At 64.5% G+C, this 17951-nt stretch carries 8 protein-coding genes and 1 tRNA gene; 2 read left to right on the top strand and 7 right to left on the bottom strand.

Features of this window, described 5'->3' with window-relative positions; genetic code table 11:
- Nucleotides 1-325 precede the first annotated feature (325 nt).
- The 3 genes from RUH75_RS13540 to rpoB all read right to left on the bottom strand — a co-directional run bounded on the left by RUH75_RS13540 (nt 326) and on the right by rpoB (nt 9140).
- Nucleotides 326-399 (bottom strand) — tRNA-Gln (locus tag RUH75_RS13540).
- Between the two features lie 237 nt (nt 400-636).
- Nucleotides 637-4893 carry a DNA-directed RNA polymerase subunit beta' gene (gene rpoC, locus RUH75_RS13535; protein WP_313806775.1) on the bottom strand — a complete coding sequence of 1419 codons (4257 nt, stop codon included), beginning with the start codon at nt 4891-4893 and terminating at the stop codon, nt 637-639.
- An 83-nt stretch (nt 4894-4976) separates the two neighbouring features.
- Nucleotides 4977-9140, bottom strand: coding sequence for a DNA-directed RNA polymerase subunit beta (rpoB, locus tag RUH75_RS13530; RefSeq protein ID WP_313806773.1), 4164 nt, complete (start codon nt 9138-9140; stop codon nt 4977-4979).
- A gap of 400 nt (nt 9141-9540) precedes the next feature.
- On the opposite strand from rpoB, the gene RUH75_RS13525 reads away from it, so the two are divergent.
- A complete protein-coding gene (locus RUH75_RS13525) occupies nt 9541-11817 on the top strand; it encodes a TonB-dependent receptor domain-containing protein (RefSeq protein ID WP_313806772.1) in 2277 nt (758 codons plus the stop codon).
- Here the strand turns inward: RUH75_RS13525 and RUH75_RS13520 are convergent.
- A complete protein-coding gene (locus tag RUH75_RS13520; RefSeq protein ID WP_313806770.1) occupies nt 11797-12966 on the bottom strand; it encodes an MFS transporter in 1170 nt (389 codons plus the stop codon). The two genes, RUH75_RS13525 and RUH75_RS13520, sit on opposite strands and share 21 nt — an antisense overlap.
- A 118-nt stretch (nt 12967-13084) precedes the next feature.
- On the opposite strand from RUH75_RS13520, the gene RUH75_RS13515 reads away from it, so the two are divergent.
- Nucleotides 13085-14179 (top strand): helix-turn-helix transcriptional regulator, encoded by a 1095-nt coding sequence (locus RUH75_RS13515; protein WP_313806768.1) that lies wholly within the window; start codon nt 13085-13087, stop codon nt 14177-14179.
- A gap of 9 nt (nt 14180-14188) precedes the next feature.
- Here RUH75_RS13515 and RUH75_RS13510 read toward each other — a convergent pair whose 3' ends face one another.
- From RUH75_RS13510 to RUH75_RS13500, 3 genes are read right to left on the bottom strand one after another with little or no spacing between them, the layout of a single operon-like run.
- Nucleotides 14189-15535, bottom strand: coding sequence for a cell wall hydrolase (locus RUH75_RS13510; RefSeq protein WP_313806765.1), 1347 nt, complete (start codon nt 15533-15535; stop codon nt 14189-14191).
- 18 nt (nt 15536-15553) lie between these two features.
- On the bottom strand, nt 15554-16471 hold the full coding sequence (gene cysK / locus RUH75_RS13505; protein WP_313806763.1) for a cysteine synthase A: 918 nt from the start codon (nt 16469-16471) through the stop codon (nt 15554-15556).
- Complete coding sequence (locus RUH75_RS13500; protein WP_313806761.1) at nt 16468-17772, bottom strand: MFS transporter; 1305 nt, start codon at nt 17770-17772, stop codon at nt 16468-16470. Before RUH75_RS13500 ends, cysK begins: the two co-directional genes overlap by 4 nt.
- Nucleotides 17773-17951: the final 179 nt, after the last annotated feature.

Below are 17951 nucleotides of genomic sequence, written 5' to 3'. Positions count from 1 at the left end.
GTACCGTCCCTCCACTGATGATTGAAGGATAGGCCGAAGGAGAATGAATAAGCCCCGCGCCGAGAAGGGGGCAGCGCGGGGCTTTTCGGTCAAGGGGGATCGAGAACGCCAGCGTAACGTCCAGCGCCGCGATTCGCCTATCTGGCGATGGTGATAATCCCGATTAGTTCGTTCCTCGCCATGTTGCATCCGTTGCATGAAGCCGCCGGGAGTGCCCGGAATTTCTTGGAAAATGGCGGAATTGCGTGGAATTTCTCTGCAACGTGAAATCGCGCAATGTGCAGCGATCTAGGCAGGATAAGTTACTGATTTATTTTGGAAAGTCTGGATGCCCGACGAGGATTCGAACCTCGATTGACGGAGTCAGAGTCCGTAGTCTTACCTTTAGACGATCGGGCATCAGCAGCAGGCCAGTGGTTCACCGGAGACGCGCAGATAGGCGGGGATTCGGGATTGGTCAAGAGGCTTTGCGGCAGGGTTTCGTCCAGAATTTTTCTTGAGAAAGCGATGGGCAAAAAGAAAGCCCGCCGGACTTCGCTGTCGCATCCGGCGGGTTCTTCATCATGGCCGTTCGGGCCATGAAGGGCTGGGAGCCGCTTCCCGAGATAGGAAGCGGCTCCCTTTATTTCAAATCGCTCAATCCATGTCCTCGGTGGTGAAATCCTCACCCTGGACGGCACCCAGCGGATCGTCGCCAATTGCGGCTTCCGGACCCTGACGCAGTTCTGCGGCATGTTCTTCGGCAGCGGTCTTGGGCGCGATCAGGTCGACCTGGCTGGAGGCGCGCAGCGCGGCCCGCATCGCCGCGTCACGCGACGAGGCGGCAACGCGCATGCGGTTCATGCCGGCGCCGGTGCCCGCCGGGATGAGACGGCCAACGATGACGTTTTCCTTCAGGCCCACCAGCGTGTCCTTCTTGCCCTGAACCGCCGCTTCCGTGAGGACGCGGGTGGTTTCCTGGAAAGAGGCCGCCGAGATGAACGAGCGGGTCTGGAGCGAGGCCTTGGTGATGCCGAGCAGCACCGGCTTGCCAGCGGCGGGCGCGAAACCCGGCTGGAGCTTGGCGTTGATCTCGTCCATTTCCTCGCGGTCAATCTGCTCGCCCACCAGCAGCGTGGTGTCGCCGGACTCGATGATCTCGACCTTTTGCAGCATCTGACGAACGATCGTTTCGATGTGCTTGTCGTTGATCTTCACGCCCTGCAAGCGATAGACTTCCTGGATTTCCGCGACCAGATATTCGGCCAGCGGCTCGATGCCGAGTACTTCCAGAATGTCGTGCGGGTCGGGCGAACCACCGATCAGGTTGTCGCCGCGCTTGACATAGTCGCCTTCCTGAACGTCGATCACCTTGCTCTTGGGGATCAGATATTCGACCGGCTCGCCGCCATCCTCGGGATTAATGGCGATCTTGCGCTTCGCCTTGTAATCCTTGAGGAACTGGACGCGGCCCGACACCTTGGCAATGATCGCATTGTCCTTGGGCTTGCGGGCTTCGAACAGTTCGGCGACGCGCGGCAGACCGCCGGTGATGTCGCGGGTCTTCGCCGCTTCGCGGGAGACACGCGCCAGCACGTCACCGGCCTGCACCTGCGCCCCGTCATCGACCGACAGGGTGGCGCCGACCGCCAGCATATAGCGCGCGGCTTCGCCCGAATTGTCGTCCAGCAGGGTCAGGCGCGGACGCAGATCCTCCTTGGTACGGGCAGCACCGCGATGCTCGATGACGACGCGCTGGGCGATGCCGGTCGCTTCGTCGGTCTGTTCGGTCAGCGTCTTGTTGTCGATCAGGTCGACATATTTCACGATGCCCGGCTTCTCCGTGATCACCGGCATGGTGAACGGGTCCCACTCAGCGAAGCGGTCGCCCTTCTTCACGGTGTCGCCATCTGCGAACAGGATGGTGGCGCCGTAGGGCAGGCGGTGCGTTTCGCGCTCGCGGCCTTCGGAGTCGATGATCGCGATCTCGCCGTTGCGGGCGAGCGACAGCCGACGACCGTTCTTGTCGGTGATGGTCGGCATGTCGCGCAGTTCGATCGTGCCGTCCGCCATCGATTCCAGGTTCGACGTTTCGTTGAAGTTCGCCGCGCCGCCGATGTGGAAGGTACGCATGGTGAGCTGGGTGCCCGGTTCACCGATGGACTGCGCCGCGATGACGCCGACGGCTTCACCAATATTGACCGGCGTACCACGGGCGAGGTCACGGCCGTAGCACTTGCCGCACACGCCCATCCGGCTTTCGCAGATCAGCGGGCTGCGGATTTTGACGGCCTGCGTGCCGATCGCCTCGATCTGGGTGATCATCGCTTCATCGAGCAGGGTGCCGATCGGGATGACGATGCTGCCATCCTTGCTGTCGACAATATCCTGCGCCGTGGTGCGGCCCAGGATACGCTCGCCAAGCGAGGCGATGACCGAACCGCCCTGGACGATGGCCTTCATCTCCAACGCCTTTTCGGTGCCGCAATCTTCCTCGACGATGGTGCAGTCCTGCGACACGTCGACCAGACGGCGGGTCAGGTAACCCGAGTTCGCCGTCTTGAGCGCCGTATCGGCCAGACCCTTACGCGCACCGTGCGTCGAGTTGAAATACTCGAGAACGGTCAGGCCTTCCTTGAAGTTCGAGATGATCGGCGTTTCGATGATCTCGCCCGACGGCTTGGCCATCAGGCCGCGCATGCCGGCGAGCTGCTTCATCTGGGCCTGCGAACCACGGGCACCGGAGTGCGCCATCATGTAGATCGAGTTGATCTGGGCCATGCGGCCGGTCTGCGGGTCCTTGGGCTGGGCGCGGATCTCGTCCATCATGGCGTTCGCGACCTGGTCGCCGCAGCGGCTCCAGGCGTCGATCACCTTGTTGTACTTTTCCTGCTGGGTGATCAGGCCGTCCTGATATTGCTGCTCATAGTCGGCCACCAGCGCCTTGGTTTCGTCGACCATCGCGGTCTTCGAATCCGGGATCACCATGTCGTCCTTGCCGAACGAAATGCCAGCCTGGAACGCGTGGCGGAAGCCCAGCGCCATGATGGCGTCGGCGAACAGCACCGTGTCCTTCTGGCCGGTGTGACGATAGACCTGGTCGATGACGTCCCCGATTTCCTTCTTGGTGAGAAGGCGGTTGACGACGTCGAAGGGCACCTTGTGCGACTTCGGCAGGCATTCGCCCAGCAGCATGCGGCCCGGGGTCGTCTCGAAGCGCTTCATATACTGCTGACCGGCTTCGTCGGTCTGCGGCACGCGGCTGATGATCTTCGAGTGCAGGGTCACGGCCTTGGCATAGAGGGCCTGATGGACCTCCTGCATGTCGGCCAGCAGCATGCCTTCGCCCGGCTCGCCTTCGCGCTCCATGGACAGGTAATAGATGCCCAGCACCATGTCCTGCGAGGGAACGATGATCGGCTTGCCGTTCGCGGGGCTCAGGATGTTGTTGGTCGACATCATCAGCACGCGCGCTTCCAGCTGGGCTTCCAGCGAGAGCGGAACGTGGACGGCCATCTGGTCACCGTCGAAGTCGGCGTTGAAGGCCGAGCAGACGAGCGGGTGCAGCTGGATCGCCTTGCCTTCGATCAACACGGGTTCGAACGCCTGAATGCCGAGGCGGTGGAGCGTCGGCGCGCGGTTCAGCATGACCGGGTGCTCGCGGATCACCTCGTCCAGAATGTCCCAGACTTCCTTGCGCTCCTTCTCGACCCACTTCTTGGCCTGCTTCAGGGTCATGGACAGACCCTTGGCGTCGAGGCGGGCGTAGATGAAGGGCTTGAACAGTTCGAGCGCCATCTTCTTAGGGAGCCCGCACTGGTGCAGCTTGAGTTCCGGGCCGGTAACAATGACCGAACGGCCCGAATAGTCGACGCGCTTGCCGAGCAGGTTCTGACGGAAGCGGCCCTGCTTGCCCTTGAGCATGTCGGACAGTGACTTGAGCGGACGCTTGTTCGCGCCGGTGATGACGCGGCCGCGACGGCCATTGTCGAACAGGGCGTCGACGGCTTCCTGCAACATGCGCTTTTCGTTGCGGACGATGATGTCCGGCGCGCGCAGTTCCATCAGCCGCTTCAGGCGGTTGTTGCGGTTGATGACGCGACGATAAAGGTCGTTCAGGTCCGAGGTCGCGAAACGGCCGCCGTCCAGCGGCACCAGCGGACGCAGTTCCGGCGGGATGACGGGCACGACGTCGAGGATCATCCACTCCGGACGGTTGCCCGATTCCAGGAAGCTTTCGACGACTTTGAGGCGTTTGATGATCTTCTTGGGCTTGAGTTCCGACTTGGTGACGGCCAGCTCGTCCAGCAGCGCCTGCTTCTCGCCTTCCAGGTCGAGATCCATCAGCATCTGCTTGACCGCTTCGGCGCCGATGCCGGCCGAGAAGGCGTCTTCGCCATATTCGTCCTGCGCGTCGAGCAGTTCGTCTTCGGTCAGAAGCTGGAACTTTTCGAGCGGGGTCAGGCCCGGCTCGGTGACGATGTAGGATTCGAAATAAAGGACGCGCTCCAGCTGCTTCAGCTGCATGTCGAGCAGCAGGCCGATGCGCGAGGGCAGCGACTTCAGGAACCAGATGTGCGCGACGGGCGCGGCCAGTTCGATATGGCCCATCCGTTCGCGGCGGACCTTCGACACCGTGACTTCGACACCGCACTTCTCGCAGACGATGCCCTTATACTTCATGCGCTTATACTTGCCGCACAGGCACTCATAGTCCTTGATCGGACCGAAGATGCGGGCGCAGAACAGGCCGTCACGCTCAGGCTTGAACGTGCGGTAGTTGATGGTTTCCGGCTTCTTGATCTCGCCGAAGGACCAGCTGCGGATGCGCTCGGGAGAGGCGAGGCCAATCTGGATCTGGTCGAAGGTTTCCGGCTTTTGGATCGGATTGGCGAAGTTCGTCAGTTCGTTCATATCTCAAGTCCCTCTAGAGGGTAAAATTCTGGGGCGAAGGAGGGGGAGGGGCACTGTCTTCGGGAGACAGCGCCCGGCAACCCTTATTCCGCCGCCTGCGCGAAGCCGTCGTCGTCCTCGACCTCGTCCATCGCGGCGAGTTCGACGTTGAGGCCCAGCGAGCGCATTTCCTTAACCAGCACGTTGAAGCTTTCGGGAATGCCGGCCTCGAACGTGTCGTCGCCCTTGACGATCGCCTCATAGACCTTGGTGCGGCCGACCACGTCGTCCGACTTCACCGTCAGCATTTCCTGCAGCGTATAGGCGGCGCCATAGGCCTGGAGCGCCCACACCTCCATTTCACCGAAGCGCTGGCCACCGAACTGCGCCTTGCCGCCCAGCGGCTGCTGGGTGACAAGGCTGTAGGGGCCGATCGAACGCGCGTGGATCTTGTCGTCGACCAGGTGGTGCAGCTTCAACATGTAGATGATGCCGACAGTCACCTTGCGGTCGAAACGGTCGCCTGTGCGGCCATCGTATAGGTCCGACTGACCCGAGGAGTGCAGCCCCGCCAGCTCCAGCATCGCCGACACGTCGGCTTCGCGGGCGCCGTCGAACACCGGGGTCGCCATCGGCACGCCACGTGCAAGATGCTCGGCAAGGTCGACGATCTGTTCGGCTGTGCGGCCGTTGATCTGATCGGCATATTGCGGCCCATAGGTTTCCAGCAGGCGGGTCTTGACCGCGTCCGGCATCTCGCCTCCTCGCGCGTTCGGATTGGCTTCACGCCAGTCCTCCAGCGCATGCTTGAGCTGCTGGCCAAGGCCACGGGCAGCCCAGCCCAGATGCGTTTCGAAGATCTGACCGACGTTCATGCGCGACGGCACGCCCAGCGGGTTCAGCACGATGTCGACATGGGTGCCATCCTCCAGGAACGGCATGTCCTCGATCGGCAGGATGCGCGAGATGACGCCCTTGTTACCGTGACGGCCGGCCATCTTGTCGCCCGGCTGCAGCTTGCGCTTCACCGCGACGAAGACCTTGACCATCTTCAGCACGCCCGGCGGCAGCTCGTCGCCGCGTTGCAGCTTGTCGACGCGATCCTCGAACTTCTCGACGATCAGCTTCACCGCTTCGTCATATTGCGCCTTGACGGCTTCGATTCCGGCCTGGCGGGTGTCGTCCGCGACCGCGAACTTCCACCATTCATGCCGTTCGACTTCGGCCAGCAGGGCCTCGTCAATCTCTATGCCCTTCTTGATGCCCTTCGGCGCTGCCGCAGCCGTCTGGCCGATCAGCATTTCCTGGAGGCGGTTGAAGGTCGCGCGGTTGAGGATGGCGCGTTCGTCCTCGCGGTCCTTGGCGAGGCGGTCGATTTCCTCCCGCTCGATCGCCATGGCGCGCTCGTCCTTGTCGATGCCGTGGCGGTTGAAGACGCGGACTTCCACGACCGTACCGGCGACGCCCGGCGGCAGACGCAGCGAGGTGTCGCGCACGTCGCTCGCCTTTTCACCGAAGATCGCGCGGAGCAGCTTTTCTTCCGGGGTCATCGGCGATTCACCCTTGGGGGTGATCTTGCCGACCAATATATCGCCCGGCTCCACTTCGGCGCCGATGTACACGATGCCCGCTTCGTCGAGGTTGCGCAGCGCTTCCTCGCCGACGTTGGGGATGTCGCGGGTGATGTCTTCCGGCCCCAGCTTGGTGTCGCGGGCCATGACCTCGAACTCCTCGATATGGATCGAGGTGAAGACGTCATCCTTCACGATCCGCTCGGAGATCAGGATGGAGTCCTCGTAATTGTAGCCATTCCAGGGCATGAACGCGACCAGCGTGTTGCGGCCCAGCGCCAGCTCGCCGAACTCGGTCGACGGGCCATCGGCGATCACGTCGCCCGCTTCGATCAGGTCGCCTACCTTCACCAGCGGGCGCTGGTTGATGCAGGTGTCCTGGTTGGAGCGCTGGAACTTCTGGAGCGTGTAGATATCCACGCCCGACTGGCCCGGCGCGATGTCGCCGGTGGCGCGGATGACGATACGGGTCGCATCGACCTGATCGACGATGCCCGCCCGCTTGGACGCGACGGCAGCGCCAGAATCCCGGGCGACCGTGCCTTCCATGCCGGTGCCGACGAACGGCGCCTCGGCGCTGACCAGCGGCACGGCCTGACGCTGCATGTTCGATCCCATGAGCGCGCGGTTGGCGTCATCGTTTTCCAGGAACGGGATCAGCGAGGCCGCGACCGACACCAGCTGCTTGGGGCTGACGTCCATCAGGGTGATGTGGTCCTTGGGCGCCATCAGGAATTCGCCCGCTTCGCGCGCCGAGATCAGGTCTTCGGCCAGCGTGCCATCGGCGCTCAGTTCGGCGTTCGCCTGCGCAATGGTGTGCTTGGCTTCTTCCATCGCCGACAGATAGACGACCTCATTGGTCACCTTGGTGTCGATCACCTTGCGATAGGGCGTCTCGATGAAGCCATATTTGTTGACGCGGCTGAAGGTCGCGAGGCTGTTGATCAGACCGATGTTCGGGCCTTCCGGCGTTTCGATCGGGCAGATACGGCCATAGTGGGTCGGGTGAACGTCGCGGACTTCGAAGCCTGCGCGCTCGCGCGTCAGACCGCCCGGCCCAAGTGCCGACACGCGGCGCTTGTGGGTGACTTCCGACAGCGGGTTTGTCTGGTCCATGAACTGCGACAGCTGCGAGGAGCCGAAGAATTCACGCACGGCTGCCACGGCGGGCTTGGCGTTGATGAGATCGTTCGGCATCACGGTCGACACGTCGACCGACGACATGCGCTCCTTGACCGCGCGCTCCATGCGGAGAAGCCCGACGCGATACTGGTTCTCCAGCAGCTCGCCCACCGAACGGACGCGGCGGTTGCCGAGATTGTCGATGTCGTCGATCTCGCCCTTGCCGTCCTTCAGGTTCACCAGTTCCTTGACCACGGCGAGGATGTCCTCGACGCGCAGGGTGGTGACGGTGTCCTCGGCATCGAGGTCGAGGCGCATGTTGAGCTTCACGCGGCCCACGGCCGAGAGGTCATAGCGCTCCGGATCGAAGAAGAGGCCGGCGAACAGCGCTTCGGCGGTTTCCTTCGTCGGCGGTTCGCCGGGGCGCATCACGCGATAGATGTCGGACAGCGCCTGGTCGCGTTCCTCCGCCTTGTCGGCTTTCAGCGTGTTGCGGATCCAGGGGCCGGTGGTGACATGGTCGATGTCCAGCAGTTCCAGACGATCGATGCCCGCGCGATCGAGCTTTTCGAGATTTTCCGGCGACACTTCGTCACCCGCCTCGATGTAGATCTCACCGGTGCTCTCGTTGATGAGGTCATAGGCGCTGTAGCGGCCATAGACTTCCTCGGTCGGGATCAGCAGCGTTTCCAGCCCGTCCTTCTCCGCCTTGTTGGCGGCGCGCGGCGAGATTTTATGACCGGCGGCGAACACGACTTCGCCCGACTTGGCGTCGACAATGTCGAAGGCCGGCTTCTGGCCGCGCCATGCTTCGGCGGTGTAGGGAATCTGCCAGCCGCCTTCGCCACGAACGAAAGTGACCTTGTTGTAGAAATAGCCGAGCATATCCTCGGGCGTCAGGCCCAGCGCATAGAGCAGCGCGGTGACCGGCAGCTTGCGCTTGCGGTCGATGCGGACGTTGACGATGTCCTTGGCGTCGAATTCGAAGTCGAGCCACGAACCACGGTAAGGGATCACGCGGGCGGCGAACAGATACTTGCCCGACGAATGGGTCTTGCCCCGGTCATGGTCGAACAGCACGCCCGGCGAGCGGTGCATCTGCGACACGATGACGCGCTCGGTTCCGTTGACGATGAAGGTGCCGTTGCCGGTCATGAGCGGCATGTCGCCCATGTAGACGTCCTGCTCCTTGATATCGAGCACGGAGCGGGTTTCGGTGTCCTGATCCACCTCGAACACGATCAGGCGCAGCGTGACGCGCATCGGCGCCGCATAGGTGATGCCGCGCTGACGGCATTCCTCTACGTCATATTTCGGCTCTTCCAGCTCATAATGGACGAAGTCCATCTCGGCGGTGCCGGCGAAATCGCGGATGGGGAAGACCGAGCGCAGGGTCTTTTCGAGGCCCGACACATAGCCGATCTTCGGGTCGGAGCGCAGGAACTGCTCATAGCTCTCCCGCTGGACTTCGATCAGGTTCGGCATCTGCACCACTTCGTGGATGTCGCCGAATACCTTTCTGATGCGCTTCTTCGCGCCGGTATTGCTGATCGTGGGGAGAGCTTTGGTCGCCATTGCGGTTCCTGCCTGTAGTTCGTCGAATTTTTTCGCATCGCAGCGAAAATTCAGCCTGACGTGAGCGGTTTCGGGGGTGATTCGCCCCGCTGCCGCCACGCAAAAAAGTGCGGGCCGGGACTGTCCGATCCGCACTGTCAGCATGTTGTAACCCGCCGTTTTCGCCCCATTCCGCCGGTTTCGCGCGCTAATCGAAGCCGGTCCCCGGGCGATCCAGGGGACGGTCCCCGCCTTGCCCGAAGGCGCCGCGCGGACCGGATTTGAATGCCCCATATAGGCCCGCCGCCCGGTTTTGTGAAGGGGGTAGGGCGGTTGATCCAGTTTAGTTGCCGGGCTGGGTCGTTGCTGTAGAGAGATGGAATGATTCTGTCGCCTTTCAATCCCTTCCAATAGTGATCGCATGAGGGGGAAGGCATGGTTTCTTGGCGTGGCGCTCGCGGGGTTCGTGGTCCCGGCCCATGCAGGGGACCCTGCTCTGATCGTCACCGCCCGGCGCGTCGCGGAGGTGGAGGACAGGGTGCCGATCAGCCTCATTCGCGTGGACCGCGACGATCTGGCGCGGCGAGGCATCGACACGCTGGGTGATCTGGCCGGGGTGGTGCCCAATCTCAGCATACCGACCGTCGGCGCCTTCGGGGCGCAGCAGCCGATCCTGCGTGGCGTCTTTTCGCCCATCGGCGCATCCACCGTCGGCCTCTATGTCGATGATGTGCCGGTGCAGATCCGGTCGCTGGAGGTGGCGGGCAATCCCGATCTGCGGCGGTTCGATCTGGACCGGGTAGAGGTGCTGCGCGGGCCGCAGGGAACGCTGTTCGGCGCGGATTCCATGGGCGGCACGATCCGTTATCTGACCCGTCAGCCCCGATATGACGGCCTGGATGCAGAGGTCAGCGGCGAGGTGGCGGCGGTCAAGGCCGGTGGCCTTGCGCGCGAAGTGCAGGCGGCTCTGGGCAGTGCCATCCTGCCGGGCAGGATCGGCGCGCGGGTGAGCGGCTATTATCGTCGGGATGCGGGCGTCATCGACCGTGTCGATCCGGTCAGCGGGTCGCGGATCGTGGAGGATGTCGACCATGTCGCGACCCTTGGCCTGCGGGTCGCGGCCAAGGCGGCGCTGGGCGACCGGTGGGAGATTGTCCCCGCGCTGTTTTATCAGAAGACGGCGCGGGCCGACCTGCCCTTTTATGAAAGCAGCCTTGGACCCTTTCGCCAGTCCGCCAGCCTGCATCAGCCCGGCCGTGACCGGTTCCTGCTGCCCAGCCTGGTCGCGCGGCTGCATCTGGACGGTGCGACGCTGACCAGCGTGACCGCCTGGCTGGATCGCCGGAACCGCCAGATCGTCGATTATTCCGGCTTCTTTGGCGAAATCGTGCTGGGCGGGGCGGTGCCCGGCATTCGCACGCCGGGGGGCAGCTATAGCCGCACCACCGTTGCGCAGCGCAATTTCACGCAGGAAGTGCGTCTGGCGTCCGATGCGGATGGGCCGGTTCGCTGGTTGATTGGGGGCTTTTACAGCCAGTCGCGAATCATCATGGAACAACGGGTGGTGGAGCCGGGCATCACGGACCTCGCCCAATCGCAACTGGGCCTGTCGATCGAGGAGATTTTCGGCCTGCCGCTGCTGCCCGGCGGGCAAAGCTACCACAGCCGGCAGACGATTCGCGAGCGCACGGTGGCGGCCTTCGGGCAGGCGGCATGGGTGCTGGCGCCCCGCTGGGAGGCGACGGCGGGCCTGCGCGTCTCTCATAATCCGTTGCGTTTCCGCCTGATGTCGGAGGGGCCTTTCGCCGGTGGCAGCAACGCCATCGGCCCGAAGCGGCAGGACGATACGCCCGTCACGCCCTATGCCAGCCTGTCCTGGCGGCCGGCGCGCGATAGTCTGGTCTATCTGAGCGCGGGCAAGGGCTTTCGCAGCGGCGGCACCAATGGCGCGGTTCCGGCGGGGAGTTGCGCTGCCGATCTGTCCGTGCTGGGGCGCATGGCCGCGCCGGACAGCTATGGGTCGGATTCGCTCTGGAGCTATGAGGCGGGCGTGAAGGCGGGATTGCCGGCGCGGGGGCTGCACCTGTCGATTGCCGTTTTCCGCATCGACTGGCGGCATATCCAGCAGTCGATCACCTTGCCCAATTGCGGCTTTTCCTATGTCGACAATCTGGGGTCGGCGCGCAATCAGGGCGTGGAACTGGCTGTGCAGGCGAAGCCGTTGCGCGGGCTAACGCTGGATTTTGGGCTTGGCTTTGTCGATGCGCGCTTTCGCAAGGATGTCGGACAGCCCAGGGCGGACGGGGTGGGGAGTATCGTCGCGGTGGGGGACCGGGTGCCTTATGTGCCGCGCTGGACGGGGGCGCTGGCTGCGGAATATGGTTTTGGGCTACCGGGGCGGCTGGACGGCTTCCTTCGGTCGGAATGGCGGCATGCGGGCGGTTATCGCCGTGCACCCTCGGTGCAATCCGTCGCCTATGATCCGCGCGTCCATGTCGGGGCGGGGAGCGATTTGCTGCAACTGCGGGTCGGACTTGGACGCGATGGCTGGGAGCTTTCGCTGTTCGCCGATAATCTGCTGGACGGCCGGGCGGTGCTGTATCGCAATGCCGATCTGGTGCCGGTCACGGGATCGCCCTTGCGTGAAATGGCGCAGCGGCCGCGCACGATCGGCCTGTCAGCCAGTCTTGGCCTCTAAAGGCCGCACCCCGACGATCAATGGCGCGGCGAGGAGAGCCAGCCCGGCATAAGTCAGCACCGGCAGGCCGTAGCCGTCGCCCCATACGCGCATCTGATCCGTCAGCGCCGGGGCCAGGGCGCCGATCAGGCTGATGATCGCGGTGTTGAGGCCGAGCAACCGGGAAAAGGCAGAGGGCTCTACGACATCGGCCAGCAGCATCGATCCCGACTGGCCGGGCAATGCGCTGGCCACGCCCCAGATCAGGACGAAGGCCGCTATCCCTGCCATGCCCATTGCCTGCGGGCTGAGCAGGGCGACCGTCCCCAGCGCCAGCAGCAGCGCGGTCGCGATCAGCATGGGCCGGGCGCCGATCCGATCCGCCAGCATCCCGCCCAGAAGCAACGCGGGCAAGCCGAGCAGATTGGCGATGCTGTACGCGGCGACCGCGCCCGACTGCGTCATGCCCTGCGCCATCAACCCGTCGACCGCCGCGAACAGCACGCCATTGATCGCGAGCTGCAACAGGGTGCTGGCGAGGATGAGCCGACAGACATTGGCGGTGGGCCGGAAGCCCGGCCCATCCTTCCGTGCCTGCGCGTCGATCCGTCCGTTCGGCACGAGCAGGACCAGCGGCGAGCAGGCCAGCGCCATCGCCACGGCGCAAAGCAGCATGGCCGCGCGCCAGTCCCAGATCGCCATGGCTCCCCCGACAAAGGGCGGTACCACAGCCCCAGCCAACACCGCCGCGCCCAGAAAGATCGCCAGCGCCATGCCGCGCCCTGTTCCATGATGCCGGGTGATGATCGCGATGCCGGGCACGATGGTCGACGCGCCGACGCCCAGGCCACAGGCCGCCATGGCCGCCGTCAGGCCGAGAAGATCCCGCGCCCCGGCGGCGATCCCGAACCCGATGGCGCTCAGCGCGATGCCGGTCAGCAGCACGGGTCGCGCTCCGGCCCGGTCGAGCGCCCAGCCGACGGCGAGGCTGGCAAGGCTCATGGTCAATAGAAAAGCGGTGGCGGCGCTGCCCGCCCGCCCGCCGAAATCGGCCGCCAGAGCGGGCAGGAAGACGCCGAACGACATCAGCGTGCAACCCTGGATCAACAGGGTGATTGCCGAAAGCGCGAGAACATCGTTCGTCAGGGCAAGGGAAGCGCGGCGGAACACAAGGGCAGCCTTATCGGTTTTTTCCGCGATTTGAACCGGCTGATGTCCGATTTGTGCAATGCGGCAAGAGGCGGGCGCGTATATTCGGTCCGGGCAGATGGGGAGGTTGGGGCAGGCTGTGATCCGTACGGAGGAAATCTACGACGCGGCGACCGATGATGCGGTGTTCGACCAGCTGGCATCCACGCTGGCCGAGGCGATCGGCGCGCGATCGGGAGTTCTGCATTGGGGCCTGGCACCCAATCACGTCGCGGAGATTTCCTATTCCGGCTATTTTTCCGATGCGCAGATGGCGCTTTACGACCAGGAATTCCACGACGACGACATTTGGGGCGGGGCGCTGGACCGGGCTGAAACGACCAACCGCATATGGAATATCGAAGCTTTCGTGCCGACCCAGGCCTATGAAGGCAGCAGGATTTATAATGAGTGGATCAGGGGCATGGGCGACGACACCTTTCGTTGTCTGGGCGGGGTGATCCGGAGGGACGGCACGGCAGGGCATATCGGCCTGCATCGCGGCCGCACGCAAAAGCCCTTCAGCGAGGACGACGTGCAGGCGATGCAGGACAGCATCGGTCATATCGGCCGCATGTTCGCGATCCGCAGCAAGCTTGATCGCGCGCAGCATCATGGCCGATCGCTGCATGCGACGCTTGATCTGGTGGGGCATGCCGTCTTCACCATGCGGGCCGATGGGGTGCTGATCGACTGCAACCGCCCGGCCGATGCGCTGCTGCGCCGCGCCGACGCGCTGACCTTGCGTCAGCGGCAGTTGAAGGCGTGTGATCCGCGCGATGATGAAGCCTTGCAAACCGCGCTCAGGGCGGCGTCGGCGCGGCAGGGCGGTCAGGCGGGCGCGATCTTCATCCATCGCGAGCAGGGCCTGCCCTATGTTCTGTCGATTGCATCGGTACGGGTTGGCATGGACCGGCAGATCGTCGCCATCGCCACCGATCCGGCCGCCCGCGACCCTAGCCTCGCCAGTCGCATCCGGACGCTGTACGGCCTTACCCGGGCGGAGGCGGAAGTGGCCGAAGCCCTGTGTGCCGGCCGCGGGCTGGAGGAATTGTCGCAGGAACGCGGCGTGGCGCTCAACACGGTGCGCACCCAGATCAAGAACATCTATGCGAAGCTGGATTGCAGCCGTCAGTCGGAACTGGTCGCCCGCATCGGCGCTTTGCCCCGCCTTGGTGCCGGCGAGGAGGAATAGATTTCCGCCTTATGGCTTGACCGGCGGCGCCATCACCTTGGGTGGCGGCATGGGCGGAGTGATCTTCACCACCTCGAACCGCTCCTTGCGCCGGACCCCCGCCAGCTCCGGCGGGGCAGCGGGAGGCGGGGCGGCCGTTGCCGCCGCCGGAACCCGCTGGCGCATGCATTCTTCCCTGTTGCCACGAGGGGTCTGGACGCAGTTCCACAGCGACCGCTGCAAGCCCGTCGCGCTGTTGTGGATATAGGCGAAGGCCATGCTTTCCATCTGGTCGCCCGACAACGGCAGGCCGGCCGGCGCATGGCCCGCCCGCCACGCCATGATGCGGCATTCAGGCCGCCCCGCGCAGAAGGTCTGGGCCAGCGTCGGCCAACCGTCGGGCGAAGCGGTACGGCTCAGCTCGACGAGAAAACTCTTCGCCCCCGGCGCGATGGCAATCAGGCGTACGCCGGCCATCATCTGGCCCAGGGACTCCGCCCCGATCATCTGCTGGGGCCTGGCGGCGAGGTCCGTCACCGTACCGCCGGCAAGGACGAGCGGCGACAGGCCAGAAGCCATGTCCGGTCCACCCTGATGCGCAGCGGACAGGCGCGCGATGCGCTCCACCAGCGGTTCGCCATTTTCCCCCGTCCGGCGGAAGGCGGGCGGCGTTCCCCACCAGCCCCGCCACCGGAAGAAGAGATGCGTGCCGACGGCGGCGATCTTGTCCAGGCTGCCGCTCCAATAGGGCACGACCCAGTCGGTATGATAATGGGTGGCATAGCCGACCGGCTTGTAGACCTTGCCCGACAGGGCGGATCTGGCGATTTCCTGCGCCCTTTGCCACGCCGCCTGCGTCGGAGAGCGGGCAAGGGCGCCATCGCAGGTGAAGGTGAACTGGCAGCCGGTCGCCCGTTCCTGCCCCTGAAAGACGACGCCGCAGACCGTCTTGGGAAAGGCGGGATGGCGCACCCGGTTCAGCACCACCTGCGCCACCGCCCGTTCGCCCACGGTATCGTCGCCGGCCTCATAGATCTGGGCGGCCGCCAGGCAGTCCGTGGCGCGGGCCAGGTCGATAGGCGAGCCTGAGAAGAGGAAGGGGCGTGCCGCTGGATTGGGCAGGCGCGACAGGGGAATGGTCGCATTGAGCGATCGTGCCTGATCCCGGTCCAGCGCATAGAGCTCGACCGGCGCGACGAGGGGAGGCGGGGTCGTCGGGCGCTTGAGCCGGGCGGCGGCGATGGCGTCCAGACGTGGCCTGCCGGTCGGCGCGCGCGCTTCCCAGGCGGCGACAAGAGCAGGCAGGCCGACGAACAGCACAAGCCAAATGAGCCACATCGAACGATGCGGCCGGCCGGTGGAGGTTGCGTCGGTCATGCCCGGTTCGGAATCGCCTTATTCGGGCAGGAAATCGGGCACCGACAGATAGCGTTCGCCGGTGTCATAGTTGAAACCCAGAACGCGGCTGCCCGGCGGGAGTTCCTTCAGCTTCTGGGCGATGGCGGCGAGCGTCGCGCCCGAGGAGATGCCGACGAGCATGCCTTCCTCGCTGGCGGCGCGGCGCGCATAATCCTTGGCGTCGGCGGGATCGACCTGGATCACGCCGTCCAGCAGCCGGGTATGGAGGTTCGCCGGGATGAAGCCCGCGCCAATGCCCTGGATCGGGTGCGGGCCGGGCTGGCCGCCACTGATCACATGGGACAGGGTCGGTTCGACCGCATAGACCTTGAGGTTCGGCCAGAGTTTCTTCAGCACTTCCGCCGCGCCGGTGATATGGCCGCCGGTGCCGACGCCGGTGATCAGCACGTCCACGGGCGAGTCGGCGAAATCCGTCGCGATCTCCTGCGCGGTGGTGCGGACATGGACGTCGATATTGGCAGGGTTTTCGAACTGCTGCGGCATCCAGCTGCCTGGAGTCTGGTCGATCAGTTCCAGCGCGCGCTCGATCGCGCCCTTCATGCCCTTTTCACGTGGCGTCAGGTCGAAACTGGCGCCATAGGCCAGCATCAGGCGCCGTCGCTCCAGACTCATGCTTTCGGGCATGACGAGGATGAGCCTGTATCCCTTGACCGCAGCAACCATGGCCAGGCCCACGCCGGTATTGCCCGAAGTGGGTTCGATGATGGTGCCCCCCGGTTTCAGGTCGCCGGATGCCTCCGCCGCCTCGATCATGGCAAGGGCGATGCGGTCCTTGATCGATCCGCCGGGATTCGCCCGTTCGGATTTGATCCAGACTTCCGCGTCCCCAAACAGCCGGTTGACGCGAATATGCGGCGTGTTGCCGATGGTTTCCAGGATATTGGATGCCTTCATTGCGCTTTCTCCTGCATTGGCTCGGCCGCCCTTGTCTTGGGTGGGTCGAAGGTACGGGCAAGACGCAGCTCTGGAAAGAGCCGAGCCCAGATTAGGGTTATGACGATGGCGCCGACGCCGCCACCGATCACCGCCGCGACCGGCCCGACCAGGGCGGCAAGGAAGCCGGATTCGGCCTCGCCCAGTTCGTTCGAGGCGGAAATGGTGAGCTGCGACAGGCTGGACACGCGACCGCGCATCTCGTCAGGCGTGTGGAGCTGGATCAGCGACTGGCGGACATAGACCGACACCATGTCCGCCGATCCCAGCAGGATCAGGGCGCCAATGCCGATTTCGGGCGCCATGTCGCGGGGCAGGAAGGCGGTGGAACCGAAGATGATCGTCGCGATGCCGAACAGGATGACGGCGCCGAGCATTTTCAGGCCCACTTCGGTCTTCATCGGGCGGAAGGAGAAGAAGAGGGCGGTGATGCCCGCCCCGATGCCGGGGGAGGCGGCGAGATGGCCAAGGCCCGCCGATCCCACATGCAGTATGTCCCGCGCATAGACAGGCAGCAGCGCCGTCGCGCCTGCCAGCAGCACCGCGAACAGATCGAGCGTGATGGTCGCCAGCACCAGCCGGTTGGTCCGCACATAGGTGAGGCCGTCGATCATCTGGCGCACCGGATGGCGGCTGGTGTCGCGCGGCGGCTGGGCCACGGGACCGATCAGCAGCATGCAGGCGAGGGCGACCGCGAACAGCCCCGATGCCAGCGCATAGGCGCCCCAGGGCTGGATCGCATAGGCATAGCCGCCCAGCGCCGGGCCGGCGATCATGCCCGCCTGCCAGACCACGCTGGAGATCGCGATGGCGTTGGGCAGCACTTCGCGCGGCACCAGATTGGGGGCGAGCGCGCTGTAGGCCGGGCCGTTGAAGGCGCGGGCAATGCCGACGATGGCGGCGATGCCGAAGATCAGCGGCAGGCTGACGAAGCCTTCATAAGTGGCGAGGGCCAGGGTGCCCGATGCCAGCACCAGCAGCAGCAGGGTGAAGCGCGTGATCCTGCGCCGGTCGAAATGGTCCGCGACCCATCCGGTCACCGGCGTCAGGAAGAAAAGGGGCAGGAACTGGGCGAGGCCGATCAGGCCCAGCTGAGCCGAGGCGCCTGCCGTGCCCATGGTTTCGCGCGCGACATTATAGGCCTGCCACGCCAGCACGATCATCATGCTGTACTGCGCGAGCACGGCTGTCAGCCGTCCCAACAGATAAGCCCGGAAATTGCCGAAGCTTAAGGGATGGCGGGGCGGGGAGGGGCTGCGCATGATGTCCTCTTAGCGTCTGCACAATGAATGTCGCAACCGCGTCGGTAGAGAAAGGGCGCAGCAATATTTGGGGCGATGATGGTCTGGCTTTTGGCGGGATTGGAGAAGTCTGGGGAGGGCGGCGTCCATACCCGCAGATTGACCTACATCGTGTTCCTGCGAAGGCAGGAACCCAGTCC

This window comes from Sphingobium sp., from assembly GCF_032153725.1.
In the GTDB taxonomy this organism is placed as follows: Bacteria; Pseudomonadota; Alphaproteobacteria; order Sphingomonadales; family Sphingomonadaceae; genus Sphingobium.
This window is presented reverse-complemented; position numbering and strand designations above follow the sequence as displayed.